Here is a 24,652-nt window from a genome sequence, read left to right on the forward strand (position 1 = left end):
TTATTGTTACATGTAATTCAGGTTGATTACCTGGTTTACTTTAGCACCGTCCACTTTTACTTTGGCTTTCGAAAAATCTGGCGGCCCAAACATACCAGTCGCGTTGTTTCCAAAGGCGAATCCTTCTTTTGGTATACCCATCATATTCTTATCCAATTCGCCGTTGTCGTTTTCATCATGCACGACACTAATCGCGTATTCACCGGGCTTCAGATTTTCAAATACGACGACCGCTTCCGTTGATGCCACCTTTACGATTTTCCCATCTAAAGGCGTTTTCAAAAATGATTCATCGTTGTTGTAGATGGCCACACGGATTGATCCTTTTACCGCTCTAATTTCCTTGATCGTTACTTCAATTGAGCTCTGTGCTTTAGAAACAATGGTGAGGGACGTTAACACTGCGAGTAGTAGGATGATCTTTTTCATATTGTTTTCGATTTATACCCAAACATACGGGCCGTTGAGCAACTGGTTAAATCTGATCGTCTGAGCTGTTAATTTTAATAGACCAATTGTTATGCCGCAGCGATGTAGTGTAAACAAATATATATCAGGTGATAGGTGTATTTGGTCTCCCCCGACGTGCTATTCGGTTGAAATTGATAGCAACACCCGCCATTTTACGTAAAACGGGCGTACCTAATCTATTCGGTAACCGATAACAATTTGTAACTTACTCACTGCACCAATCTTTTTAATCATGGCTTCGATAACCCTCAAAATTAATAACAAGGAAGTGTCTGTCGATGTTGACCCAAAAATGCCATTGCTGTGGGTCCTACGCGACGTAGCCGGCTTAACCGGAACGAAGTACGGTTGTGGCATCTCACAATGCGGGGCTTGCACGGTACATCTTGACGGAAACCCAATGCGCTCTTGCATTCTACCAGTGTCCGCTGCCGCTAATAAAAGTATTACGACCATTGAAGGTCTCTCCGACGATAACAGCCATCCTGTGCAACAAGCGTGGATCACCGAACAAGTACCACAATGTGGATATTGTCAGTCTGGGCAAATCATGGCCGCAGCAGCTCTGATCAAACGTATTCCCCAACCTACCGACAAAGACATTGACTCCGCTATGCAAGGACATATTTGCCGGTGTGGTACTTACACGCGCATTCGCAAAGCAATAAAAACGGCTTCGTTGATTTCAACACAAAAAGCCAGCAAAGGATAGTCGTGACCGGTATTACGCAAACCATTCTCCTATGAAAACGAGCAAACAAAATATATCACGCAGAAACTTTATTAAGCTCTCCGGACTTACCGGTGCAGCCTTTACGTTAGGGTTTTACTTTCCTGCCAACGCGAAAGAAGCTAAAATCATTAAGGCAGATGACGCAAGTGTGTTGAATGTCGAGCTCAATGCTTGGATCTCTATCGATACATCAGGAAAAGTAACTATCATCAATCACCGATCAGAAATGGGGCAAGGTTCGTTTCAGTCCGTGCCTCAAATTATTGCCGAAGAACTTGAGGTGGACATGAATGACATTAACATCGTATTCGCACAGGGAAGTCAAACAAAATATGGTAGTCAAATCACCGGCGGAAGTTCGACCATTCGTGGTTCCTACCAGCGTCTGTTAAAACTCAGTGCGAGTGCTAGAGAGATGTTGATCGAATCGGCAGCACGCCAATGGAAAGTAGAGAAAACAGAATGTTACGCTGAACGTGGCCACGTAATTCATAAACCATCAGGAAAAAAATTGCATTATGGTGCACTGGTCGAAGAAGCATCAAAACTTCAACCACCAGCACAAGTGGAATTGAAACGACCTAGTGATTATAAAATAATTCGCAAGCCCTTACCGCGGCAAGATACGCCGCTCAAAACAAACGGTACGGCAATCTTCGGATTGGACAAAAAAATTCCTGGGATGTTGTATGCCGTGGTCGAACGCAATCCGCGCTTTCTCGGTAAAGTAAAAAGTTTTGATGATGCAGCAGCTAAAGCAGTACCGGGTGTTAAACATGTGATCCCTGTTAAGATGCGTGTTTTCTCTCACGACCGAGAAGGTGTTGCTGTAGTCGCTGATAATTTGTGGTCGGCCATGCAGGGTCGAAAGGCTCTCAAAGTGGTTTGGGATGACAACGGTTTTGAGCATCACAGCACTGAACAACTTTATGCGAAAATGAACGAGTCTTTCTCAACTGGCAAAGCACTTTCATTTAAAACGAAAGGTGACGCCGGTGCAGCTTACGCCACCGCTTCAAAAAAACTCGAGGCCGTATATGAAACACCGTACGAATCGCACAGTTGTATGGAGCCTTTAAATTGTATCGCACATTTTAAAGATAACAAACTAGAAATATGGGGTCCGATACAAGGGCCTGATTGGGTTCAAAAAGATGTTGCAGATCTAATGGGGCTCAAGGCCGACGATGTAACGGTGAACATGACTTTTCTCGGCGGTGGATTTGGACGAAAAGCGTTCTTAGATTATCCACACGAAGCTGCTGTCATTTCAAAAGCCATCAATGCTCCTGTGCAAGTCGTTTGGTCTCGCGAAGATGATATGACACAAGGTCCATTCCGGCCTGGTATGGTATATCAATGTAGAGGCGTATTGGACGGAACGCGCATGAGTTCGTTCGAGACAAAAGTTGCTGGCCAAAATATGGGGCATCAAAATCCAGGTGCGAATAAAAAATCTTATAATAGCAGCATCACCGAGGGGTTCCTTGAAACATATCTCGACTCCATCCCAAATTATAGCTTTAGTGACGTACCGTTAGAATCACCCATCCCAGTAATGTGGTGGCGCTCCGTGTATTCGTCAACAAATGGTTTTGCTTTTGAAAGTTTCATCGATGAACTCGCCGTTGCAGCGGCAATGGACCCATTGGCTTTTAGAAGACAACACCTGTGGAATGGCAGGTATCACGATTTGATTAACAAACTTGAAGAAGTTTCCGGTTGGAAATCGCGCAGCAAAAATGCCGGATTTGGCGTAGCCATTACCGAATGTTTTAACAGTATCGTTGGTGAGGTTGTTAAAGTTTCTAAAGCCACCGACGGAAAAATCAAAATTGATAAAATTTGGGCGGTGATGGATTGCGGATGGTATGTTAACCCCGACATCGTAAAAGCGCAAGTAGAAGGTAGTATCGTGATGGCACATGGAGCTGCCGTGAAACATGCCACACATTTTAAAGATGGCATGGCAGTTGAAAGGAATTTCGATAGTTATAAAATGTCGCGGATCAATGAAATTCCCGAGATTGAAGTACATATCATGGACAATGAAGAAAAAGCTGGCGGTGTAGGCGAACCTGCACTACCTCCATTCACGGCTGCCTTGACAAATGCAATTTTCGATCTTACTGGAAAACGTATTCGCAAGGTGCCATTCAGCCTCGACCAAGTTTAGTAATTGTAAGTATCTACTATGAATCGTAACATCACACTAATTATCGGAATGCTCGCAGGGGTTTCTATCACACTATTATCCTTCGATCAAAAATTCGATTTAAAAGCGAGCATCACACGCGGAAAAGAAGTTTACACCACACAATGCATGACCTGCCACATGGAACAAGGTGAAGGTATTGAAGGAGCATTTCCTCCACTTGCAAAATCTGATTATTTAATGGCGGATAAAAAACGATCTATCACTCAAATACTTCACGGATTATCAGGTGAAATAAAAGTGAATGGCGTGACGTATAACGGCGAGATGGCAGCGATTGAACTCACTGATCAGGAACTTAGCGATGTACTGAATTACGTCAGAAACTCATGGGGAAATAAGGGCGAGGCCGTCACTCCAGCAGAAGTTAAAGCGCTTCGGAAATGACCGGAAGAATTACATCAATACTAATCTCATTTACCCTTTGTGTTGGATGCGTATCCAAGCCAACAACAAATCAGCATGAGGTCATCACGAAAGATGAAGTCTCTGCGTTCTTAAAACAGTATGATGTCGCTTGGAATGCGAAAGACGGAAAGTCCATAGAAACGCTGCTGAGCGATCAGTATATCTACTTTAGCTCACTGGGCGAAACAACGAAAAAAGCCGAAACTATTAAATTCCTAACGGATTCTGCTTATGTTATTCATTCCGCCAATCGCAATGAAATAGAAATTTCAGTGAAAGGAAACATAGCCACGGTAAGTTCGCATTGGGTTGGAGATTTGTCGTGGCAAGGTGAAACTATTCATGATAATCAGCGGTGCGGACTAACCATTGCAAAAATCAATGGCAACCTCGAAATCATTTCCGAGCATTGCGTTGCTATCAAGCAAGAATAGCGCGATGACAGTTCTATTGTCGTAAAGCCAGCTTATGAAAGAACTTAAATCCATTCTTACGGCTTATCAAAAAATTGATCTAACAAAACAACGTGCCGCGTTAGCAACCGTGGTAAGCGTACAAGGATCCTCCTACCGCAGCCCAGGTGCACGTATGTTAATCACCGATGACGGGAGATGGGTAGGATCTATTAGCGGTGGGTGTTTAGAAGGAGATGCCCTGCGGAAAGCACGCGACGTGATGCAGCGCAAGCAAGCCATCACCGTAACCTATGACACCCGAGAGGAGAGTAATCAAAATCTCGGGATTGGTTTGGGATGTAACGGCGTGATCGACGTGCTCATTGAACCTATCGATAGCACAAGCGTAACAAATGTTATCGACATGTTCTCAAAAATCACGAACGTCAATACGCCCGTGGCGCTTGCAACAATCTTTAGTGGCCCAAATGCGGTGGGTGAAAAATTACTTCTTAAGAACGATAACACTGTTCACATCACCTTCAACAACGATACACTTGCCAAGGCTTTAGAACGAGACCTGCAGCTGCGATTCGAGACAGGTAAATCCGAAGCGAAGACTTATCACACAGCCGATGGCACATTCGGAGTATTTGTAGAGCTCATTCAGCCGTCCATTTCGCTTATCATTTTTGGAGGTGGATTCGATGCTCGTCCAGTAAGCCAACTTGCAAAATCGCTTGGTTGGGAGGTAATGGTGACGGACGAATGTGTCGCGCATATCGCACCACTATTTTTCCCTACCGCAGATAAACTCTCGTTGTGTCATCGGGATTTTATTGATCGCGATTTCAACATCACACCCTACACGGCTTGTGTTTTAATGTCGCACAACTACGAATACGATCGGGACGTTCTTCGTAAAATCATCAAATCTAACACGCCCTATATTGGTATACTCGGACCACGAAAGCGCTTTGACAAGATGGTACTCGAGTTTACGCACGAGAAGATTACATTCACTGCTCAAGAAAAAGAAAAAATTCACTCGCCTATCGGGTTAGACATTGGCGCTGAAACACCCGATGAAATCGCACTCTCGATCATCGCAGAGATACAGGGCAAGTTTGCCAATCGCTCGGGAGGATTCTTGAAATATCGTCAAGGACCAATTCATAAACGAGATGAAAAAAGTGATCAGGTTTTCAAACAAATTTATCTCAATGAAAACGACAGCAATTCGAAGTATGCATAATGCAAGCCGCTGGCTATTGTTCTTCATGAGCACTACGCTCGCAACGCTGGCCAATGCACAGTCGCAGCAAGAAATCACCGATCAAGTCTGGAAACCTTTCATTGCGTCCTTCAATAGTTTTGATACCGATGGCTTTATGAAACTTCATTCACGCGACGTTATACGTTCATCACGTGATGCAAAACGCATATTAGATTGGAAACAATACGATGAAGAACAACGACAGGGGGATCTCCGATCCAAAAAAGAAAACCGCCGACGAACACTCGAACTCCGTTTTACCGAACGACTTTCAAATCACAACCAAGCTATTGATATCGGCATCTATAGAACAACGAGCTTTAACAGCAAAGGCGAAAGTCGTGCTTTCTACGGAAAATTTCATGTCGTTCTCCGTAAAGAAAACGGCGTTTGGAAAATTCTGGTCGACACCGATTCATCGGAAAACAATACCATCGGCGAAACTGATTTTAACAGTGCAGCTTTAATGGAGTAACATGAGCATTGGGATTATCATACTCGCAGCAGGGACTTCATCGCGAATGGGTCAATCCAAGCAACTTCTTAAGATTGGCAATGTATCGCTCTTGAAACATGCAACACAACAAGCACTGGGAGCTTCGTCGCACGTTACCGTGGTACTTGGCGCAAATGCCAATGAACACGAAGTAGAGCTAAGGGCAACGCCCATCCAAATCGCAGTTAACACTCAGTGGCAAAAAGGTATTGGAAGTTCGATAAAAACAGGCATCAAAAGCATTTTGTCTGTCTCGCCGCATATCGACGGAGTTCTCATCATGTTATGCGATCAACCGAAGGTGACCACAGCCTATCTCAACACCATGATTAAAACGTTTGGCGATTCACATGGCGCCATCGTTGTCTCCAGATACGAAGGCACATTGGGAGTACCAGCCATATTTAGCAACGAACACTTCCACGATCTACTTGGACTCGAAGATGCATCAGGCGCGAAGTCCGTAATTATGCGCTACCCCAATGATGTTTCAGCTATCGACTCTCCAGAAGCAGCCACCGATCTTGATACTCCCGAAGACTATTCACAATTCATCGCTACCTTAAAATAAAAAAGCCACTCAGAAGAATGGCTTTCTATGTTTTTGCAAGCAGCTAACTACACTTTGATTTCAACATCAACGCCGCTAGGAAGCTCAAGTTTCATCAATGCATCTACTGTTTTCGCGCTGTTAGAATAGATATCTACAAGGCGTTTGTAGGTGCAAAGTTGGAATTGCTCGCGAGACTTTTTGTTTACGTGTGGTGAGCGAAGTACAGTGAATTTCTCCTTCTCAGTAGGAAGAGGAATTGGTCCACTAACAACAGCACCCGTAGCTTTCACAGCTCTTACGATTTTTTCTGATGACTTATCAACCAGATTATGGTCGTAAGATTTCAATTTTATTCTGATTTTTTGGTTCATATCTAAACGTCTTTTAGATGTTAATTATTTCGCCATTGCGGCGCCTTTAACTTCTTCAATTACTTTATCTGCAAGGTTTTTAGGAACCGGAGCATAGTGAGAGAACGTCAGGGATGCAGAAGCACGACCTGATGTAAGCGTTCTAAGGTCAGTGATGTAACCGAAAAGTTCTTTCAACGGAACATCAGCTTTAATAACCTGTGCACCTGCACGTGTATCCATACCCTTCATCACACCGCGTCTTCTGTTCAAGTCACCTGTCACAGAACCTGTGTATTCATCTGGGCTCATTACTTCAACTGACATGATTGGCTCAAGAAGTTGTGGTGCGCATTTCGCTGCAGCTTCTTTGAAACCAATACGGGCTGCCAATTCGAATGACAATGCATCAGAGTCAACATCGTGGTAAGAACCATGGAATAGACGTACGCGCATGTTGTCAATAGGGTATCCTGCAAGCGGACCATTTGACATGGCGCTCTCGAAGCCTTTTTGAACTGGCTGGATGAATTCGCGAGGAATAACACCACCAACGATGTCATTAACGAATTCCAATCCATCCTTATCTCCTTCACCAAGTTCGCGTGGCCCGATCTCGAATACGATATCAGCGAATTTACCACGACCACCTGTTTGTTTCTTGTAAACTTCTTTGTGCTCAACAGCTTTTGTAAGCGCTTCTTTGTAAGCAACCTGAGGAGCACCTTGGTTGATCTCTACTTTGAACTCACGCTTCAAACGATCGATGATGATCTCCAAGTGAAGTTCACCCATACCACGAAGGATGGTCTGACCTGTCTCTTGATCTGTATTTACACGAAGGGTTGGATCTTCTTCTACAAGTTTAGCAATCGCCATACCGAGCTTATCAACGTCAGCCTGTTTCTTAGGCTCGATCGCATAACCGATAACAGGCTCAGGGAACACCATTGACTCAAGGATTACTTTGCGCTTTTCATCGCAAAGCGTGTCACCTGTCTTGATGTCTTTGAAACCTACTACCGCGCCGATATCACCAGCAACCAATCTTTCAATTTGGTTTTGCTTGTTAGCGTGCATCTGGAATACGCGAGAGATACGTTCTTTATTTTCGGAGCGCGTGTTGTACACGTACGAACCTGATTCAAGTACGCCAGAGTATGCTCTTACGAAGCAGAGACGTCCTACGAATGGGTCAGTAGCGATTTTAAATGCAAGCGCTGCGAACGGCTCTTTTTCATCCGGTCTGATAACAACTTCTTCGTTAGTATCAGGATTTGAACCAATGATATTATCCTTATCGAGTGGTGAAGGAAGAAGTTCCATCACGTAGTCGAGCATTGTTTGAACACCTTTGTTTTTGAAAGATGAACCACAAACCATCGGAACGATTTTCATATCGATAACCGCCTTGCGAAGGGCAGTTAAGATTTCGCCTTCACTGATTGAGTTCGGATCTTCGAAGAATTTCTCGAGAAGTGTTTCATCATATTCAGCAACAGCTTCGAGAAGTTTCTCACGGTATTCGTTCACTTCATCCTTCATGTCGTCAGGAATCGGAACAACTTCGTAAGTCATTCCTTTATCGTGCTCATTCCAAATGATACCACGGTTGTTAACAAGGTCAACAACACCTCTGAAGTTATCTTCAGCACCAATTGGTAATTGAAGCGCGACAGCTTTGCTACCTAGTTTTTCTTTTACTTGCTTACAAACACCAAGGAAGTCTGATCCAGCACGGTCCATTTTGTTAACGAAACCGATACGGGCAACTTTATAGTTGTCTGCAAGGCGCCAGTTTGTTTCAGACTGAGGCTCAACACCGTCAACCGCACTGAAAAGGAACACCAGACCATCCAATACACGAAGCGAGCGGTTTACCTCTACGGTAAAGTCCACGTGACCTGGCGTATCGATGATGTTTACGTTGTATTTGTTATTTCTGTAGTTCCAGAAAACTGTTGTCGCAGCAGAAGTGATGGTGATACCACGCTCCTGTTCCTGTTCCATCCAGTCCATGGTTGCAGCACCTTCGTGCACTTCACCAATTTTGTGGTTTACACCGGCATAGTAAAGAATACGTTCTGTTGTAGTAGTCTTTCCTGCGTCAATGTGCGCAGCGATACCGATGTTTCTGGTGTATTTAAGATCTCTCGCCATTATCTGATGTCCTCTGATTAGAATCTGAAATGTGAAAATGCCTTGTTAGCTTCTGCCATACGGTGCGTATCATCTTTCTTTTTGATCGCAGCACCTTCGCCTTTTGAAGCAGCGATGATTTCAGCAGCAAGTTTATCCATCATGGTTTTTTCACCACGAAGTCTTGAATAATCAATAAGCCATTTAATGCTTAGGTTGATACGACGGTCAGGTCTGATTTCCACAGGAACCTGGAAAGTAGCACCCCCAACACGACGGCTTTTTACCTCAACCGATGGCATCAGGTTATTCATTGCGCGCTTCCAAACTTCAAGACCGCTCTCGTTAGTTTTCTTTTCAACAACTGCAACGGCATCGTAGAAGATACCATAGGCTGTACTTTTCTTTCCTTGTTCCATCAAATAGTTCACGAACTTGGTTACAAGCGTGTCGTTGAACTTAGGGTCAGGGAGAAGATATCTCTTTTTAGGTTTTGATTTTCTCATGGCTCAATTCCTGTTATTTCTTTCCTTTAGCTGGAGCACCTTTTCCTGCAGGAGCAGCTGCACCTGGCTTAGGACGTTTTGCACCGTATTTAGATCTTGACTGAAGACGACCATTTACACCGGCAGTATCCAAAGCACCGCGTACGATGTGATAACGAACACCTGGGAGATCTTTTACCCTTCCACCGCGGATCAACACGATCGAGTGTTCTTGTAGGTTGTGGCCCTCACCTGGGATATAAGCGTTGACCTCTCTACCGTTGGTCAGACGTACCCTGGCAACTTTACGCATCGCAGAGTTTGGCTTTTTAGGCGTTGTTGTGTACACACGTGTACATACGCCCCTGCGCTGTGGGCAGGAATCAAGAGCCGGTGACTTCGACTTGAAAGTCAATTTCTTCCGTCCCTTTCTTACAAGTTGTTGAATGGTAGGCATTTATATTTCCTTTTAGAAACTTTTCAAAATTAGGACTGCAAAGGTAGCTAAAGTCGTCACCACAGCCAAAGGCACTCGAAATATTTTTGAGGAAAGTGCCTGATTTTCTCCAAAATATCGTAAAATCCTCGCCTTCGACGCAAATTCACGCTTAATACATGTGTCTAATCTATAACTTTGGACTCATGTCTACCTTAGATGCGCCTTTACATTCACTCCTGAAGGACAAAACCCCAGGATCCTGCCCTGGACTCCAGCTACTCCCTCCCAGCAGCGCCAGACTGGAAAATAACAGCGTCCTCCGACAAGAAAGTCGCGCCGCCGTTGCCCTTGCCGAACTTCGCGTATGGTTGAAACTTCACCATACGCCCAACATCTTTCTCGAGAATATGATGATCCGAGAAGCCATCTGTAGCACGGCAATCGAAACAAGAACCGTCCCCTTTGAAGATGTTCTGGAAGCACTGACATCACAGGTCTCACGGCCAACGGCAACAATTAAGAATGTATTGCAATGCCTTCTAGCAATTTCGCATGGAAACTCAATCTTTGCACAGCGCAGGACGCTTGAGCTTACTGACATCTTTCAGATCGTAGCACAACTCCAGGGAATTAGCATCCCTCAAACAGCAAGCATGCCTTACGATGCGCAATCGCCTAACATTAAATTATTGCTGAACCTTATCGGCTACTTCAACGAACCCGCCCGCGAAATATCCCCGCTTATTAAAATGGCAGTTCAGCACTATCAGTTTGAAAGCATACACCCTTTTTATCTCGAGAATGGAAGAACAGGAAGAGTACTGAATCTACTTTTCCTTCAGCAACATCAATTACTTCCTTTGCCCGCACTGTCTGTAAGCGAATACGTCTTACAAAACAAAATCGAATACTACCATTTACATCAGCAAGTGCGTGAACAAAATGAATGGACGAGTTGGATTCTATTTTTCCTTCGTGGAATAGAAACGGTCGTGAAAAAGAATTCCCAAAGACTACTCGCTATCGAGAACCTCTATCAAACAACAACGTCATTGTGTAAGACGGCAGGAAAATCAAACTATACAAAACCGCTAGTCGATGTAATCTTCAAACGGCCCTATTGCAAAATTGAACACCTCCAAGAGTTTAACATTGCCCAGCGCAAAGCGGCAGGCAAGTACCTTCATACATTAGTAGAATTAGGAATACTTGGATTAAAGAAAGTTGGGAAAGAAAATATTTTCGTTCACCGTGCTTTGATCGACTTACTCAGTTAGCAACAATTATGAGTATACTTCGCTGCCATCATTTTACCCGCTTCAGGCTTCACCCATAGTACCGCCAAAATTCATTGGGAATTTCGGAAGATCTTCTGTCCTCTTGATGGGACCAAATGCCGTTTCGTATTTGTCTATGTTGTCTTTTAAAGCGAGTAGGAAACGTTTTGCATGTTCTGGTGTAATCACAATTCTGGACTTCACTTTCGCTTTTGGAACACCCGGCATAAGTCTAATGAAATCAATCACAAACTCACTGTTAGAATGAGCGATCATGGCAAGGTTTGAGTAAATGCCCTCGGCGATTTCTTCCGAGAGTTCAATATTGATCTGATTCTGCTGCTGTTGCTGTTGTTGTTTATTCTTTTCTTCTGCCATAACCTATTCATGTTTATTAAAGCAAAAAGCGGATGGTTGTGACACCATCCGCATTATTTTCAGTTCATTAACTATGCTTAGTCTTGGAGCTCTTTCTCGCGGTCCTTACGATGTGTCGCTGCCATGAGATCGCTGTACTCTTCTTTAGAAGTTACGATCAAATCGTTGAACTTCCGCTGACCCGTACCCGCAGGGATCAAGTGTCCTACAATTACGTTCTCTTTCAAGCCCATCAACCAGTCTGTCTTACCGCGGATCGCAGCTTCGCTGAGAACTTTAGTAGTTTCCTGGAATGACGCCGCTGACAACCAGCTCTCCGTTTTCAACGATGCCTGTGTAATACCTTGAAGTGTCGGTCTAGATACTGCAGCAAGTGCATCTCTAACTTCAACCAACTTCTGGTCTTTACGACGGAGGATAGAGTTCTCATCTCTCAATTCACGAGCAGTAATGATCTGACCAGGCTTCATTGCTGAAGAATCACCAGCGTCTACTACTACTTTCTTATCAAGGATAAGATCGTTTTCTTCACGGAAGTTGAGTTTATCAACGTATTCACCTGGAAGGAAGCTTGTATCACCTGGATCGATGATCTCAACCTTCTGCATCATTTGACTCACGATCGCTTCAATGTGTTTATCATTGATCTTCACACCTTGCAGACGGTATACTTCCTGAATTTCATTCACCAAGTATTCTTGTACTGCAGTAGGACCTTTGATAGACAAGATATCTGAAGGCGTGATCGAACCATCTGACAATGGCTGACCTGCTTTCACGAAGTCATTATCTTGAACAAGGATGTGTTTAGACAATGGAACCAAGTAACGTTTCTGAACGCCATCGCGTGATTCAATAAAGATCTCACGGTTACCACGTTTGATACCACCATAAGTAACTACACCATCGATCTCACTGACAACCGCAGGGTTGGAAGGGTTACGCGCTTCGAACAATTCTGTTACGCGAGGAAGACCCCCTGTGATATCGCGTGATTTACCCATCGTACGTGGAATCTTCGCGAGCACCTGACCCGCTTTGATTTTCTCACCCGCATCAACTGCCAAGTGAGCACCTACCGGAATGTTGTAGCCTTTCGTTTCAGTTTTACCTTTTACAACGATAGCCGGATTCTTAGTCTTATCACGTGTTTCGGTAATAACCTTTTCACGGTGACCAGTCTGTTCATCAGATTCTTCTTTGAAAGTAACACCTTCAATGATTGACTCATATTCGATTACACCATCAAACTCTGACAAGATCACGGCGTTGTAAGGATCCCAGAAGCAAAGCTCTTCTCCTTTTTCAACTTTCTGACCATCCTTCACTTTCATGAATGATCCGTAAGGCACGTGGTTCGTAATCAACACACGTTGTCTGTCGTTGTCTACAATTCGAATTTCACCTGTACGACCCATCACTACTTGAATAGGATTATTGTCGTTATCAGTTGTATCTATTACACGGACACCTTCGAATTCGAGGATACCGCTGAACTTAGCTTTAATGTTTGCATCTACCGCGATGTTCGATGCCGTACCTCCCACGTGGAATGTACGAAGTGTAAGCTGTGTACCAGGTTCACCGATTGATTGTGCTGCGATTACACCTACTGCTTCACCTGCATGTACCATCTTACCGGTAGCAAGGTTACGACCGTAGCATTTCGCGCATCCTCCGATCTTCGACTCACAAGTGAGCAATGAACGGATTTCAACTTCTTCGATGCTGGTTTCCTCTACGCGCTTCGCGATTTCGTCAGTGATCTCTTGATTAGCATCACAGATCATTTCATCTGTCAACGGATCGTAGATCGCGTGAACAGTTACACGTCCGAGAATTCTCTCCGACAATGGTTCAACGATGTCTTCGTTGTCTTTCAATGCTGTAACTTTCAAACCACGCAATGTTCCGCAGTCGTCTTCCGTCACAACAAGATCTTGTGCTACGTCAACAAGACGACGTGTGAGGTAACCCGCATCCGCTGTCTTCAAGGCAGTATCGGCAAGACCTTTACGCGCACCGTGTGTAGAGATAAAGTACTCGAGTACGTCCAAACCTTCTTTGAAGTTCGAAAGAATTGGGTTCTCGATGATCGATCCTACTGAACCCGCAAGGTTCTTCTGTGGTTTCGCCATCAAACCGCGCATACCACCCAACTGACGGATCTGCTCTCTCGAACCACGAGCACCAGAGTGCATCATCATGTAGATCGAGTTGAAGCCCTGGTTATCGTCTTCCAGTTGTCTCATCAGGGTATTCGTCAGCAACGTATTCGTACGTGTCCAGATATCGATAACCTGGTTGTAACGCTCGTTGTCTGTGATAAGACCCATCATGTAGTTATTCCATACGCCATCAACATCTTCCTGCGCACTTGCCACAAGCTTCTCTTTCTCATCTGGAACTTTCACATCGTTCAAGCCCATTGAAAGACCACCTTTGTAAGCCATCTGGAATCCGAGTTCTTTGATATCATCGAGGAACTTCGCTGTTTTTGACTGTCCTGCATGTTTGAAGATGTCGGAGATAATTGTTTGAAGTTTTTTCTTCGTCAACAATTCATCTACATATCCTACTTCTTCAGGAACGTATTGGTTGAAGATTACGCGACCCGTCACCGTTTCAATCATCTTGTACGATAACTCACCTGTCTTCTTATCTTTTACATTCACGCGAACTTTAATGTTAGCGTGCTTAGAAAGTTTTTTCTCGTTGAAAGCAACGATTACTTCCGCTGCTGAGTAAAAGCGTTTGCCCTCTCCAATCACCGGATGCTCTGGCGTGCTCTTTCTTCCTTTTGTTAGGTAGTAAAGACCAAGAACCATGTCTTGTGATGGTACTGTGATAGGCGCACCGTTAGCAGGGTTGAGAATGTTGTGCGACGACAACATCAACAACGATGCTTCAAGGATTGCTTCTTGTCCGAGCGGAACGTGAACCGCCATCTGGTCACCGTCGAAGTCGGCGTTAAACGCAGTACATACGAGTGGGTGAAGTTGGATCGCTTTTCCTTCGATCAATTTTGGCTGGAATGCCTGGATACCAAGTCTGTGAAGCGTTGGAGCACGGTTGAGGAGCACAGGGTGTCCTTTCAATACGTTTTCCAAAATATCCCAGATCACTGGATCTTTTCTATCAACAATCTTCTTCGCAGACTTAACCGTCTTCACGATTCCTCTTTCGATGAGCTTGCGGATAATGAATGGCTTGAACAATTCAGCTGCCATGTCTTTTGGAAGACCGCACTCATGAAGTTTCAATTCAGGACCTACCACGATAACGGAACGACCAGAGTAATCAACACGTTTACCGAGGAGGTTTTGACGGAAACGACCTTGCTTACCTTTGAGCATATCACTCAACGACTTCAGGGCACGGTTTCCATCTGAACGAACAGCGTTCACTTTTCTAGAGTTGTCGAACAATGAATCGACAGCCTCCTGTAGCATACGCTTCTCGTTACGAAGGATAACTTCAGGAGCTTTGATATCAATCAGTCTCTTCAGACGGTTGTTACGAATGATAACACGTCTGTAAAGGTCATTCAAATCTGACGTCGCAAAACGACCGCCATCCAATGGAACAAGTGGACGCAATTCTGGTGGAATTACTGGAACCATCTTGATCACCATCCACTCTGGCTTGTTCTCGATGCGAGTACGCGCTTCACGGAAAGCTTCTACCACTTTCAAACGCTTCAATGCCTCCGCCTTACGTTGCTGTGACGTATCGGTCGCAGCTTGGTGACGCAAGTCGTAAGAAAGTTGATCGAGTTGTGTTCTTGACAACAACATCTCCAACGCCTCTGCACCCATCTTCGCGATGAATTTCTTAGGATCGTTGTCATCTAATAATTGATTCTCCCGTGGAAGCTTATCGATAATATCGAGGTATTCTTCTTCTGTGAGGAAGTCTAGCCTGTTTACACCATCTTCTTCTTTAACACCTGGTTGAATAACAACGTAGCGCTCGTAGTAGATGATTTGATCAAGTTTCTTCGTAGCAAGACCAAGCAAATAACCGATCTTGTTAGGAAGGGAACGGAAGTACCAGATGTGTGCTACAGGTACAACAAGTTCAATGTGGCCCATACGCTCGCGACGCACCTTCTTCTCGGTAACTTCTACACCGCAGCGATCGCAAATGATGCCTTTATAACGAATTCTCTTATACTTACCGCAATGACATTCCCAATCCTTCACAGGACCGAAAATACGCTCGCAGAACAAACCACCCATTTCAGGCTTGTACGTTCTGTAATTGATGGTTTCCGGTTGTGTAACCTCACCGTGAGAACTCTCAAGAATTGATTCCGGAGAAGCCAAACTAATGGTGATCTTTGAGAAGTCGTTGTTGATCTTTTTATTTTTTCTGAAAGACATATGCTTAGTTTTCAGTTAAACAGTTCACAGTTATTGTTTAAGGTTCGCGGTTGACTGTGAACGGTCAACCGTGAACCGTGAACTACTTCTTAATCCATGGTGATCTCAAGCGCCAAGCCTCTGAGTTCGTGCACCAATACGTTGAACGACTCTGGAATATTTGGCCTGCGCATGTTCTCACCTTTAACAATCGCTTCGTATGCTTTCGCACGACCGATCACGTCATCAGACTTAATCGTGAGGATTTCTTGTAGGATGTTCGAAGCACCGAATGCCTCAATCGCCCAAACCTCCATCTCTCCGAAACGCTGACCACCGAACTGTGCTTTACCACCAAGCGGTTGCTGTGTGATAAGCGAGTAAGGTCCGATAGAACGTGCGTGCATCTTATCGTCTACAAGGTGACCAAGTTTCAGCATATACGCCACACCTACAGTTACAGGTTGATCGAACTTATCTCCAGTCAAACCATCGTACAAGTATGTACGACCGTATGGCGGAAGACCTGCTTCTTTCAATTCACCTTGCACTTCATCAATGGTAGCACCGTCGAAAATTGGTGTTGCATATTTGCGACCTAATTTCAAACCTGCCCATGCAAGTACAGTTTCGTAGATTTGACCCAAGTTCATACGTGAAGGTACACCAAGCGGGTTGAGACAGATGTCTACTGGTGTTCCGTCTTCAAGGAATGGCATGTCTTCATCGCGAACGATTCTTGCTACCACACCCTTGTTACCGTGGCGACCCGCCATCTTATCCCCTACTTTCAGTTTACGCTTCTTCGCAATGTAAACTTTAGCAAGCTGTACAATACCTGTTGGAAGTTCATCCCCTACTTCGAGGGTGAAACGTTCACGCTTGAATTCACCAGCGTAAGTATTGCGCTTAATTGTATAATTCTTCACCAACTGCGCGATAAGCTCATTCGTATGATCATCGCTTGTCCAGTTTTCTAAGCTAATGTCGGCAATCAAGTTCACTTCTTCAGGAACGTTGTAATTGCTTTCATCGCGGTAAATGTTCTTATCAGGGAAGAGATTGTTGTCAATTACCTTCTGAGAGAACTTCACGCCTTTGCTTACTAACTCATCACCAAACTTGTGCTTCACACCGTTGCTGGATTTACCATTCAGGAGTGTAGTCAGTTTCTTGATGATCTCTTCGCGAAGTTCAGTAAGCTGCTTGCTGTACTTGTTCTTCAATGCGTCGAGTTCTTTCTTAGACTTCGTGCGTACATCTTTGTCGCGCTTAGGTCTTGAGAAGAGTTTTGTATCGATAACAACACCTTTCAATGATGGAGGTGCCTTGAGGGATGCATCTTTAACATCACCTGCTTTGTCACCGAAGATCGCACGAAGAAGTTTCTCTTCTGGCGTAGGATCGGTTTCTCCTTTAGGTGTGATCTTACCGATCAAGATATCGCCTTCTCTAACTTCTGCTCCCGTACGGATGATACCATTCTCATCGAGATGTTTCACCGCTTCTTCGCTTACGTTAGGAATTTCTGATGTCAATTCTTCTTCACCACGTTTTGTATCACGAACTTCAAGTTCGAATTCTTCAATGTGGATTGAAGTGTAAACGTCATCACGAACAACTTTCTCAGAGATTACGATCGCATCCTCGAAGTTGTAACCTTGCCATGGCATGTATGCCACAAGAAGGTTTCTTCCAAGGGCGAGCTCACCATTTGCGGTAGCGTAACCTTGACACAGTGGTTGTCCTTTTTCAACCTTCTGACCTTTTCTTACAAGTGGCGTGAGGTTGATACAGGTATCCTGGTTAGTTCTTCTGAACTTAATCAGGGTGTATGTTTTGAATTCATCATCGAATGATACGAGTTGCTGCTCTTCAGTGACTTCGTACTTGATAACGATTTTCTTCGCATCTACAAATTCTACGACACCTGTTCCTTCTGCAAGGATAAGTGCTCTTGAATCAAGTGCAACACGTCCTTCAAGACCAGTTCCTACTACAGGCGCTTCTGGTCTCATCAACGGTACTGCTTGACGTTGCATGTTCGAACCCATCAACGCACGGTTAGCATCGTCGTGCTCAAGGAATGGAATCATCGAAGCCGCAACCGAAACGATTTGGTTAGGCGCAATATCCATGTACTTGAGATCTTTTGGTTCAACCACAGGGAAGTCACCTTCGAAACGAGCTTTGATCTTCTCATCGACAAACTCGCCACCATTCTTCAATGGCATTTTCGCCTGCGCGATATAGTTGGTATCTTCTTCCTCTGCTGTTAAGAACACAACAGGATCTTTCACTTTTACTTTACCGTTTTCAACTTTACGGTAAGGTGTTTCAATGAAGCCCATCTTGTTCACTTTTGCATGAACGCAAAGCGACGAGATCAAACCGATGTTCGGACCCTCTGGCGTCTCAATGGTACACAGACGACCGTAGTGCGTATAGTGTACATCTCGAACCTCGAACCCTGCGCGCTCGCGCGAGAGACCACCAGGACCGAGTGCCGACATTCTCCGCTTGTGCGTGATCTCTGCCAATGGATTGGTTTGATCCATGAACTGAGACAACTGGTTTGTTCCAAAGAAGGAGTTAATTACCGACGAAAGCGTACGCGCATTGATCAAGTCCACAGGCTTGAAGTCTTCATTGTCGCGAACATTCATTCTTTCTTTGATTGTTCTTGCCATACGTGCAAGACCAACGCCGAATTGAGAGTAAAGCTGTTCACCTACTGTTCTTACACGACGGTTACTCAAGTGATCGATATCGTCGATAAGTGCTTTAGAGTTGATCAGACCAATGAGGTATTTCACGATAAGGATAATATCCTCTTTCGTTAATACACGCTGATCAGAGCTGATGTCAAGACCAAGCTTCTTGTTGATTCTATAGCGTCCTACTTCACCGAGGTCGTAGCGCTTTTCACTGAAGAACAAGCTCTGGATAATATCGCGAGCAGTTTGTTCATCTGGCGCTTCGGTGTTTCTCAACTGACGATAGATGTACTCAACCGCTTCTTTTTCAGAGTTGGAAGTATCTTTCGCGAGTGTATTGAAGATAATGTTGTAATCCGTGATGTTGATATCATCGCGGTGCAGGATAATTGACTTCACACCTGAATCCAGGATTACGTCAACGTCTTCTGCGCTGATGGTGTGGTCACGCTCGAGTAACACTTCGTTACGATCGATGGACACAACTTCACCAGTATCCTCGTCCACGAAGTCTTCAGTCCAGGTCTTGAGAACCCTTGCTGCGAGTTTGCGGCCGACGATTTTCTTAAGTGTGTTTTTATTTGCCTCTACTTCTTCAGACAAGCCGAAGAGGTCAAGGATGTCTTTATCTGAACCATAACCGATTGCACGGAGCAATGTCGTTACAGGGAATTTCTTTTTACGATCGATGTACGCATACATTACAGCGTTAACATCGGTAGCGAATTCAATCCATGATCCTTTGAAGGGAATAATACGCGCCGAGTACAATTTAGTACCGTTCGTATGTTTGCTCATGGCGAAGAACACGCCCGGTGAACGGTGAAGCTGTGACACGATAACGCGTTCAGCACCGTTGATCACGAAAGAACCTTTCTCGGTCATATAAGGAATATTCCCGAGGAATACTTCTTGTTCGATCGTTTCAAAGTCTTCGTTGTCCTCGTCGTTACAGGTCAATCTCAACTTGGCCTTTAACGGTACGGAGAAAGTTAATCCGCGGTCGATACACTCATCGACGTCATATTTTGGCGGATCGATAGTGTAGTCAACAAACTCAAGCACGAAGTTTTCGCGCGAGTCGCTGATTGGGAAGTTTTCAGCAAAAACCTTGTAGAGACCTTCGTTCTGTCTTTTTTCGGCAGGTGTCTCTATCTGAAGGAAATCTTTGAAAGACTGGAGTTGGAGGTCCAGAAAATCTGGATAGTCAAGGACTTTCTCAATTGAAGAGAAGTCGATTCTACCGTTTATGTTTTTCTTTGCCAAGGTGTTTAACATTTAAGTTCTTGATCCTGGACGGAGAACATTAAGAGAATTAAATACTAGTTTGGGCACAAATAGGAATAGACCCCGTCTCTTCCGGACTGTGCCGGGGTAGAAAAACGGGGTCTAACCGAAGCTGTTAGACGAGTACCCTTCGTCTTTAGAAGCATTACTTCAACTCAACTTCGGCACCAGCCTCAACGAGTTGTTTCTTCAAGTTCTCAGCTTCGTCCTTAGGTAAACCTTCTTTGATAGTCTTAGGAGCACCATCAACTACGTCTTTAGCTTCTTTCAAGCCAAGACCTGTAAGTTCTTTAACCAATTTAACGATTTGAAGCTTGTTAGCGCCAGCAGACTTCAATACTACATCGAAGTTAGTCTTCTCAGCAGCAGCAGCAGCACCACCACCACCAGCAGCAGGACCAGCTACAACCGCAGCAGCAGCAGGCTCAATACCATAAGTATCCTTAAGGTATGCAGCAAGTTCAGTTACTTCTTTAACAGTGAGTTCAACGAGTTGATCTCCGAGTGCTTTAATATCAGCCATTGTCGTAAAATTTAATAAGTTCTTTGTTAATAATTATTTAGATGCACGTTCTTCCAACGCTTTCACCAATCCAGCTACCTTGTTATTGCTGCTGCTTGTAAGCGCAGAAATAAGGTTCTTAGCAGGAGACTGAAGCAATGCAATAACGTCGCCGATGAGCTCATTCTTAGATTTAAGCTCACTCAGCATATTGAGGTTCTCATCCCCTACAAAGAGGTCTGAGTTGATAGAAGCCGCCTTAAGAACGGGTTTACCATCGAGTTTAATACGAAACTCTTTAATCACCTTCGCTGGGAGATTACCGACTTCTTTGGAGAACATTACTCCCGAGAAACCATGTAATGCTTTAAACAAAGGCGAATAATCTGTGCCTTCTTGCTTTTCGAGGGCCTTACGGATCAAAGTGTTTTTGTACACTTTGTATTCGATACCGCTCTTGAAGCAAAGTCTTCTAAAATTATTTACTTGCGCTACAGTAAAACCTGTTGCATCAGTAATATAGAAGTGCGCATTGTTGGCAAACTTTTCTGAAAGCTCTTCAATGATCTGTGCTTTTTCTTCTCTGGTCATGTCTTTAATTCTTAAATGCCAGCAATCGAATTTTTGTCAACCGCTATCCCCGGGCTCATGGTCGTAGAGATACTAATACTTCTAAAGTATTCTCCCTTCGCAGAAGCAGGTTTTAGCTTGGCAACAACGTTGATCATTTCCACAGCATTGTCCCGGATTTTATCGGCCGAGAAGGAAGCTCTACCAATGCTGACGTGAATGGTCCCTTGTTTATCAATTTTGAAGTCGATTTTACCGGCTTTTACTTCTTTCACCGCTTTTCCGACTTCTAGCGTAACAGTTCCTGATTTAGGATTTGGCATAAGTCCGCGAGGTCCGAGTACCTTTCCAAGCTTACCTACTTTTGCCATTACTGTAGGTGTACAGATGATCACATCGATATCTGTCCATCCACCTTCGATCTTTGTGATATAATCATCAAGACCTACGTGATCGGCACCCGCATCTTTTGCTTCCTGAACTTTATCAGGTGTACAAAGAACAAGTACACGAACTGTTTTACCAATACCATGTGGTAATGATACTACACCCCTTACCATTTGATCTGATTTCTTAGGGTCAACACCTAAACGGATATCAAGATCTACAGAAGCATCGAACTTTGTGAAAGTGATTTCTTGCAAAAGTTTTGATGCATCTTCCAAAGAGTATTCCTTCTCTGGATTGTATTTAGCAAGGACTGCTTTTCTGTTTTTAGAAATTTTCGCCATCGCTTTTAGTTTTTATCCCAAGGAGGGGTTCCTGATACTGTAATACCTAAGCTTCTTGCAGTACCTGCTACCATCTTCATTGCAGATTCAATTTTGAATGCATTGAGATCCGGCATTTTGGTTTCTGCAATAGTTTTCACTTGGTCCCAAGTGATTGAGCCTACCTTTGTACGGTTTGGTTCTGCTGAACCTTTTTGTTTTTTAGCGGCATCTAAAATCAGGATTGCGGCTGGTGGTGTCTTGATAACGAAGTCAAAAGACTTGTCGTTATAAATACTAATCAACACTGGAAGCACTTGTCCCGGCTTGTCCTGAGTACGTGCATTGAATTGCTTACAAAAGTCCATGATGTTTAGACCTTTTGAACCCAATGCAGGACCAATTGGAGGTGCCGGATTTGCTGCTCCGCCTTTTACCTGTAATTTCAGATAGCCTACGATTTCCTTTGCCATGTTATCTTAGTCTAGCTTTTCTACCTGCATATAACTCAACTCTACCGGAGTATTCCGGCCAAAAATTTTCACCATTACATTGAGCTTCTTCTTGTCTTCAAAAATCTCCTCAACTGTTCCCGTAAATCCGCTGAATGGACCATCCATTACTTTCACGGACTCACCTTTGATAAATGGTGTCTCGAGCTTTTCCTCGAGTTCGTCAATCTCATCAACTTTACCGAGAATCCTGTTAACCTCTGATTGACGAAGAGGTACGGGATCCTTGGAAGCCCCGGTGCCGTTGGTACTGAGAAATCCGATTACGCCTGGAATACTATTCACGGCGTGAAAGGCTTCTCCGTTCGAGAGATCTGCAGAGATGAGGACGTAACCTGGGAAGAAGTTCCGCTCACGAACTCGCTTCTTGCCGTTCCTCATTTCGTATACTTTTTCTGAAGGGATCAATACTTGCGGAATGAAATCCACGAGTTTTGAGCGTTCGATCTCAGTCTCCAGGTAGGATTTAACCTTCTTTTCCTGGCCACTTACGACCCTGAGTACATACCATTTCAGCTCGCCCATAGTATCCCTCCTTAAACTGATCTATAAAACCATTCAAGACCGGTTCTGAAAACCCAGTCTACTGCAAAGATTACAGCGGCAAAAATTGATGTCGCCACCATTACCAACACGGCACTGCCTTGAAGTTCACTGTACTTGGACCAAGTCACCTTATTGGTGATTTCGTCCCAGGATTCTGCCAGATAGGTTTTAACTTTTTCCATTGATCTTAGTCTTTGTATGGTTCAGGATCAGCCTGAAGTTTCTTGCTACTAAAGTCACAAGCATCCGTGCTTGTTTCTATTTAGTATTTCTATCCAGGTCGCCCTGTATAGATTTTGCACGGGTGGAGAGACTCGAACTCCCAGCCAACGGTTTTGGAGACCGCTACTCTACCAATTGAGCTACACCCGTAAATATGATTCGGATTCACCTTAAGTTAAGTCACTGTCACCAGCACTCTACCTCCCGATCGCTATCGGAATGAGCTACACCCTTTTATTTCTTTGTTTTTTCCGTCCTTATCAGCCTGACCACACACCTACACGCACCCCAAAAAACGGACTGCAAAGGTATAAGAATACCAAACAAAATAAAAGCGTTCCTGAAAATTTCTCCCAGAAACGCTTTTTATTGATTATCAACGAATTAATCGAGGATTTCAGTAACCTGACCTGATCCTACAGTGCGGCCACCTTCGCGGATCGCGAAACGAAGACCTTTTTCCATTGCGATCTTGTTGATCAATGTAACTTCGATCGAGATGTTATCGCCAGGCATAACCATTTCTACACCTGCAGGCAACATGATCTCTCCTGTTACGTCTGTTGTACGGAAATAGAATTGTGGACGGTATTTGTTGAAGAATGGTGTGTGACGACCACCTTCTTCTTTAGACAATACGTAAACCTCAGCTTTGAATTTAGCGTGTGGTGTTACTGAACCTGGTTTACAGATAACCATACCACGCTTGATTTGCTCTTTTTCAACACCGCGGAGGAGAAGACCTACGTTGTCACCAGCTTCACCTCTGTCAAGGATCTTACGGAACATCTCAACACCAGTGATGGTAGATGAAAGGTTCTCAGCACCCATACCGAGGATTTGAACTGGATCACCAGTTTTGATAACACCGCGTTCGATACGACCAGTTGCTACAGTACCGCGACCAGTGATTGAGAACACGTCTTCAACAGGCATCAAGAAATCTTTGTCTACAAGACGAACTGGAATTGGAATGAAGTTATCAACTGCTTCCATAAGTTCTTCAACTTTAGCAACCCATTTTGGCTCGCCGTTCAATGCACCAAGAGCAGAACCTCTGATCACAGGCATTGTGTCGCCAGGGAAGTTATATGCTGACATCAATTCACGAACTTCCATTTCAACAAGGTCTAACAATTCTGTGTCATCTACCAAGTCTACTTTGTTCATGAATACTACAAGCGCAGGTACACCTACCTGACGTGCAAGAAGGATGTGTTCGCGTGTTTGTGGCATTGGACCGTCGGTAGCAGCAACTACGAGGATCGCACCGTCCATCTGAGCAGCACCTGTAACCATGTTCTTCACATAGTCAGCGTGACCTGGACAGTCTACGTGAGCATAGTGACGGTTAGCTGTAGCGTACTCAACGTGTGATGTGTTGATTGTGATACCCCGTTCTTTTTCTTCTGGAGCGTTGTCGATAGAAGAGAAGTCACGCATTGCAGCAAGACCTTTAGTTGCAAGTACTTTTGTGATCGCAGCTGTAAGGGTAGTTTTACCGTGGTCAACGTGACCGATGGTACCTATGTTTACGTGTGGTTTCGAGCGGTCGAATTGTTCTTTAGCCATATTTGAAAATCCCTGTTAAAGTTTAAAATTATAGT

At 44.3% G+C, this 24,652-nt stretch carries 23 protein-coding genes and 1 tRNA gene; 8 read left to right on the forward strand and 16 right to left on the reverse strand.

Annotation, left to right across the window (positions count from 1 at the left end; all coding sequences use genetic code 11):
- Positions 1–6: 6 nt before the first annotated feature.
- Positions 7–429, reverse strand: a complete 423-nt coding sequence (locus tag DQQ10_RS19135) for a DUF2141 domain-containing protein (RefSeq protein WP_112748535.1) — start codon at positions 427–429, stop codon at positions 7–9.
- A gap of 274 nt (positions 430–703) precedes the next feature.
- Between DQQ10_RS19135 and DQQ10_RS19140 the strand changes: the two genes are divergently transcribed.
- The 7 genes from DQQ10_RS19140 to DQQ10_RS19170 are packed head-to-tail and all read left to right on the forward strand — an operon-like array spanning position 704 to position 6,565.
- The gene (locus DQQ10_RS19140; RefSeq protein WP_112748536.1) at positions 704–1,183 is read left to right on the forward strand and encodes a (2Fe-2S)-binding protein; all 480 of its coding nucleotides are present in this window, start codon (positions 704–706) and stop codon (positions 1,181–1,183) included.
- Positions 1,184–1,214: 31 nt separating this feature from the next.
- A complete protein-coding gene (locus DQQ10_RS19145) occupies positions 1,215–3,380 on the forward strand; it encodes a molybdopterin cofactor-binding domain-containing protein (protein WP_112748537.1) in 2,166 nt (721 codons plus the stop codon).
- An 18-nt stretch (positions 3,381–3,398) separates the two neighbouring features.
- Positions 3,399–3,806: a c-type cytochrome gene (locus tag DQQ10_RS19150; RefSeq protein ID WP_112748538.1), complete on the forward strand. Its 408-nt coding sequence runs from the start codon at positions 3,399–3,401 to the stop codon at positions 3,804–3,806.
- The gene (locus tag DQQ10_RS19155; RefSeq protein ID WP_112748539.1) at positions 3,803–4,261 is read left to right on the forward strand and encodes a nuclear transport factor 2 family protein; all 459 of its coding nucleotides are present in this window, start codon (positions 3,803–3,805) and stop codon (positions 4,259–4,261) included. Before DQQ10_RS19150 ends, DQQ10_RS19155 begins: the two co-directional genes overlap by 4 nt.
- A gap of 34 nt (positions 4,262–4,295) precedes the next feature.
- Positions 4,296–5,477, forward strand: coding sequence for an XdhC family protein (locus DQQ10_RS19160; RefSeq protein WP_112748540.1), 1,182 nt, complete (start codon positions 4,296–4,298; stop codon positions 5,475–5,477).
- A complete protein-coding gene (locus tag DQQ10_RS19165) occupies positions 5,446–5,973 on the forward strand; it encodes a YybH family protein (RefSeq protein WP_112748541.1) in 528 nt (175 codons plus the stop codon). The genes DQQ10_RS19160 and DQQ10_RS19165 overlap by 32 nt, the downstream gene beginning before the upstream one ends.
- A 1-nt stretch (position 5,974) precedes the next feature.
- Complete coding sequence (locus DQQ10_RS19170) at positions 5,975–6,565, forward strand: nucleotidyltransferase family protein (RefSeq protein ID WP_112748542.1); 591 nt, start codon at positions 5,975–5,977, stop codon at positions 6,563–6,565.
- Between the two features lie 47 nt (positions 6,566–6,612).
- On the opposite strand, the gene rpsJ is transcribed toward DQQ10_RS19170, so the two are convergent.
- From rpsJ to rpsL, 4 genes are read right to left on the reverse strand one after another with little or no spacing between them, the layout of a single operon-like run.
- Positions 6,613–6,918, reverse strand: coding sequence for a 30S ribosomal protein S10 (gene rpsJ / locus DQQ10_RS19175; RefSeq protein ID WP_079688288.1), 306 nt, complete (start codon positions 6,916–6,918; stop codon positions 6,613–6,615).
- Between the two features lie 24 nt (positions 6,919–6,942).
- Positions 6,943–9,057 (reverse strand): elongation factor G, encoded by a 2,115-nt coding sequence (gene fusA / locus DQQ10_RS19180; protein ID WP_112748543.1) that lies wholly within the window; start codon positions 9,055–9,057, stop codon positions 6,943–6,945.
- A gap of 17 nt (positions 9,058–9,074) precedes the next feature.
- Positions 9,075–9,542 (reverse strand): 30S ribosomal protein S7, encoded by a 468-nt coding sequence (gene rpsG, locus DQQ10_RS19185; RefSeq protein ID WP_112748544.1) that lies wholly within the window; start codon positions 9,540–9,542, stop codon positions 9,075–9,077.
- 13 nt (positions 9,543–9,555) lie between these two features.
- Positions 9,556–9,978 carry a 30S ribosomal protein S12 gene (gene rpsL, locus DQQ10_RS19190; protein WP_112748545.1) on the reverse strand — a complete coding sequence of 141 codons (423 nt, stop codon included), beginning with the start codon at positions 9,976–9,978 and terminating at the stop codon, positions 9,556–9,558.
- Positions 9,979–10,163: 185 nt separating this feature from the next.
- Here rpsL and DQQ10_RS19195 point away from each other — a divergent pair, with 185 nt between their 5' ends.
- Positions 10,164–11,237, forward strand: coding sequence for a Fic family protein (locus tag DQQ10_RS19195; RefSeq protein ID WP_165824015.1), 1,074 nt, complete (start codon positions 10,164–10,166; stop codon positions 11,235–11,237).
- Between the two features lie 42 nt (positions 11,238–11,279).
- Here DQQ10_RS19195 and DQQ10_RS19200 read toward each other — a convergent pair whose 3' ends face one another.
- The 11 genes from DQQ10_RS19200 to tuf all read right to left on the reverse strand — a co-directional run bounded on the left by DQQ10_RS19200 (position 11,280) and on the right by tuf (position 24,617).
- Positions 11,280–11,615 carry a DUF3467 domain-containing protein gene (locus tag DQQ10_RS19200; protein WP_112748547.1) on the reverse strand — a complete coding sequence of 112 codons (336 nt, stop codon included), beginning with the start codon at positions 11,613–11,615 and terminating at the stop codon, positions 11,280–11,282.
- A gap of 77 nt (positions 11,616–11,692) precedes the next feature.
- A complete protein-coding gene (rpoC, locus tag DQQ10_RS19205; protein WP_112748548.1) occupies positions 11,693–16,000 on the reverse strand; it encodes a DNA-directed RNA polymerase subunit beta' in 4,308 nt (1,435 codons plus the stop codon).
- 89 nt (positions 16,001–16,089) lie between these two features.
- Positions 16,090–19,962, reverse strand: coding sequence for a DNA-directed RNA polymerase subunit beta (gene rpoB / locus DQQ10_RS19210; protein ID WP_449421208.1), 3,873 nt, complete (start codon positions 19,960–19,962; stop codon positions 16,090–16,092).
- A gap of 166 nt (positions 19,963–20,128) precedes the next feature.
- Complete coding sequence (gene rplL / locus DQQ10_RS19215; RefSeq protein WP_112748550.1) at positions 20,129–20,506, reverse strand: 50S ribosomal protein L7/L12; 378 nt, start codon at positions 20,504–20,506, stop codon at positions 20,129–20,131.
- A gap of 33 nt (positions 20,507–20,539) precedes the next feature.
- Positions 20,540–21,076, reverse strand: a complete 537-nt coding sequence (rplJ, locus tag DQQ10_RS19220) for a 50S ribosomal protein L10 (protein WP_112748551.1) — start codon at positions 21,074–21,076, stop codon at positions 20,540–20,542.
- 11 nt (positions 21,077–21,087) lie between these two features.
- The gene (rplA, locus tag DQQ10_RS19225; protein WP_112748552.1) at positions 21,088–21,786 is read right to left on the reverse strand and encodes a 50S ribosomal protein L1; all 699 of its coding nucleotides are present in this window, start codon (positions 21,784–21,786) and stop codon (positions 21,088–21,090) included.
- A gap of 5 nt (positions 21,787–21,791) precedes the next feature.
- Positions 21,792–22,238 carry a 50S ribosomal protein L11 gene (gene rplK, locus DQQ10_RS19230; protein WP_112748553.1) on the reverse strand — a complete coding sequence of 149 codons (447 nt, stop codon included), beginning with the start codon at positions 22,236–22,238 and terminating at the stop codon, positions 21,792–21,794.
- 6 nt (positions 22,239–22,244) lie between these two features.
- Positions 22,245–22,802, reverse strand: a complete 558-nt coding sequence (nusG, locus tag DQQ10_RS19235) for a transcription termination/antitermination protein NusG (RefSeq protein ID WP_112748554.1) — start codon at positions 22,800–22,802, stop codon at positions 22,245–22,247.
- 11 nt (positions 22,803–22,813) lie between these two features.
- Positions 22,814–23,005 (reverse strand): preprotein translocase subunit SecE, encoded by a 192-nt coding sequence (gene secE, locus DQQ10_RS19240; RefSeq protein WP_112748555.1) that lies wholly within the window; start codon positions 23,003–23,005, stop codon positions 22,814–22,816.
- A 117-nt stretch (positions 23,006–23,122) separates the two neighbouring features.
- Positions 23,123–23,195: transfer RNA gene (locus DQQ10_RS19245), tRNA-Trp, on the reverse strand.
- Positions 23,196–23,429: 234 nt separating this feature from the next.
- On the reverse strand, positions 23,430–24,617 hold the full coding sequence (gene tuf / locus DQQ10_RS19250; protein WP_112748556.1) for an elongation factor Tu: 1,188 nt from the start codon (positions 24,615–24,617) through the stop codon (positions 23,430–23,432).
- Positions 24,618–24,652: the final 35 nt, after the last annotated feature.

The sequence above is a fragment of the Pseudochryseolinea flava genome, from assembly GCF_003286915.1.
In the GTDB taxonomy this organism is placed as follows: Bacteria; Bacteroidota; Bacteroidia; order Cytophagales; family Cyclobacteriaceae; genus Ohtaekwangia; species Ohtaekwangia flava.

Coding starts and splice junctions, on each gene's coding strand:
- DQQ10_RS19135 (WP_112748535.1), bottom strand. CDS start 429: ATGAAAAAGATCATCCTACTACTCGCAGTGTTAACGTCCCTCACCATT.
- DQQ10_RS19140 (WP_112748536.1), top strand. CDS start 704: ATGGCTTCGATAACCCTCAAAATTAATAACAAGGAAGTGTCTGTCGAT.
- DQQ10_RS19145 (WP_112748537.1), top strand. CDS start 1,215: ATGAAAACGAGCAAACAAAATATATCACGCAGAAACTTTATTAAGCTC.
- DQQ10_RS19150 (WP_112748538.1), top strand. CDS start 3,399: ATGAATCGTAACATCACACTAATTATCGGAATGCTCGCAGGGGTTTCT.
- DQQ10_RS19155 (WP_112748539.1), top strand. CDS start 3,803: ATGACCGGAAGAATTACATCAATACTAATCTCATTTACCCTTTGTGTT.
- DQQ10_RS19160 (WP_112748540.1), top strand. CDS start 4,296: ATGAAAGAACTTAAATCCATTCTTACGGCTTATCAAAAAATTGATCTA.
- DQQ10_RS19165 (WP_112748541.1), top strand. CDS start 5,446: ATGAAAACGACAGCAATTCGAAGTATGCATAATGCAAGCCGCTGGCTA.
- DQQ10_RS19170 (WP_112748542.1), top strand. CDS start 5,975: ATGAGCATTGGGATTATCATACTCGCAGCAGGGACTTCATCGCGAATG.
- rpsJ (WP_079688288.1), bottom strand. CDS start 6,918: ATGAACCAAAAAATCAGAATAAAATTGAAATCTTACGACCATAATCTG.
- fusA (WP_112748543.1), bottom strand. CDS start 9,057: ATGGCGAGAGATCTTAAATACACCAGAAACATCGGTATCGCTGCGCAC.
- rpsG (WP_112748544.1), bottom strand. CDS start 9,542: ATGAGAAAATCAAAACCTAAAAAGAGATATCTTCTCCCTGACCCTAAG.
- rpsL (WP_112748545.1), bottom strand. CDS start 9,978: ATGCCTACCATTCAACAACTTGTAAGAAAGGGACGGAAGAAATTGACT.
- DQQ10_RS19195 (WP_165824015.1), top strand. CDS start 10,164: ATGTCTACCTTAGATGCGCCTTTACATTCACTCCTGAAGGACAAAACC.
- DQQ10_RS19200 (WP_112748547.1), bottom strand. CDS start 11,615: ATGGCAGAAGAAAAGAATAAACAACAACAGCAACAGCAGCAGAATCAG.
- rpoC (WP_112748548.1), bottom strand. CDS start 16,000: ATGTCTTTCAGAAAAAATAAAAAGATCAACAACGACTTCTCAAAGATC.
- rplL (WP_112748550.1), bottom strand. CDS start 20,506: ATGGCTGATATTAAAGCACTCGGAGATCAACTCGTTGAACTCACTGTT.
- rplJ (WP_112748551.1), bottom strand. CDS start 21,076: ATGACCAGAGAAGAAAAAGCACAGATCATTGAAGAGCTTTCAGAAAAG.
- rplA (WP_112748552.1), bottom strand. CDS start 21,786: ATGGCGAAAATTTCTAAAAACAGAAAAGCAGTCCTTGCTAAATACAAT.
- rplK (WP_112748553.1), bottom strand. CDS start 22,238: ATGGCAAAGGAAATCGTAGGCTATCTGAAATTACAGGTAAAAGGCGGA.
- nusG (WP_112748554.1), bottom strand. CDS start 22,802: ATGGGCGAGCTGAAATGGTATGTACTCAGGGTCGTAAGTGGCCAGGAA.
- secE (WP_112748555.1), bottom strand. CDS start 23,005: ATGGAAAAAGTTAAAACCTATCTGGCAGAATCCTGGGACGAAATCACC.
- tuf (WP_112748556.1), bottom strand. CDS start 24,617: ATGGCTAAAGAACAATTCGACCGCTCGAAACCACACGTAAACATAGGT.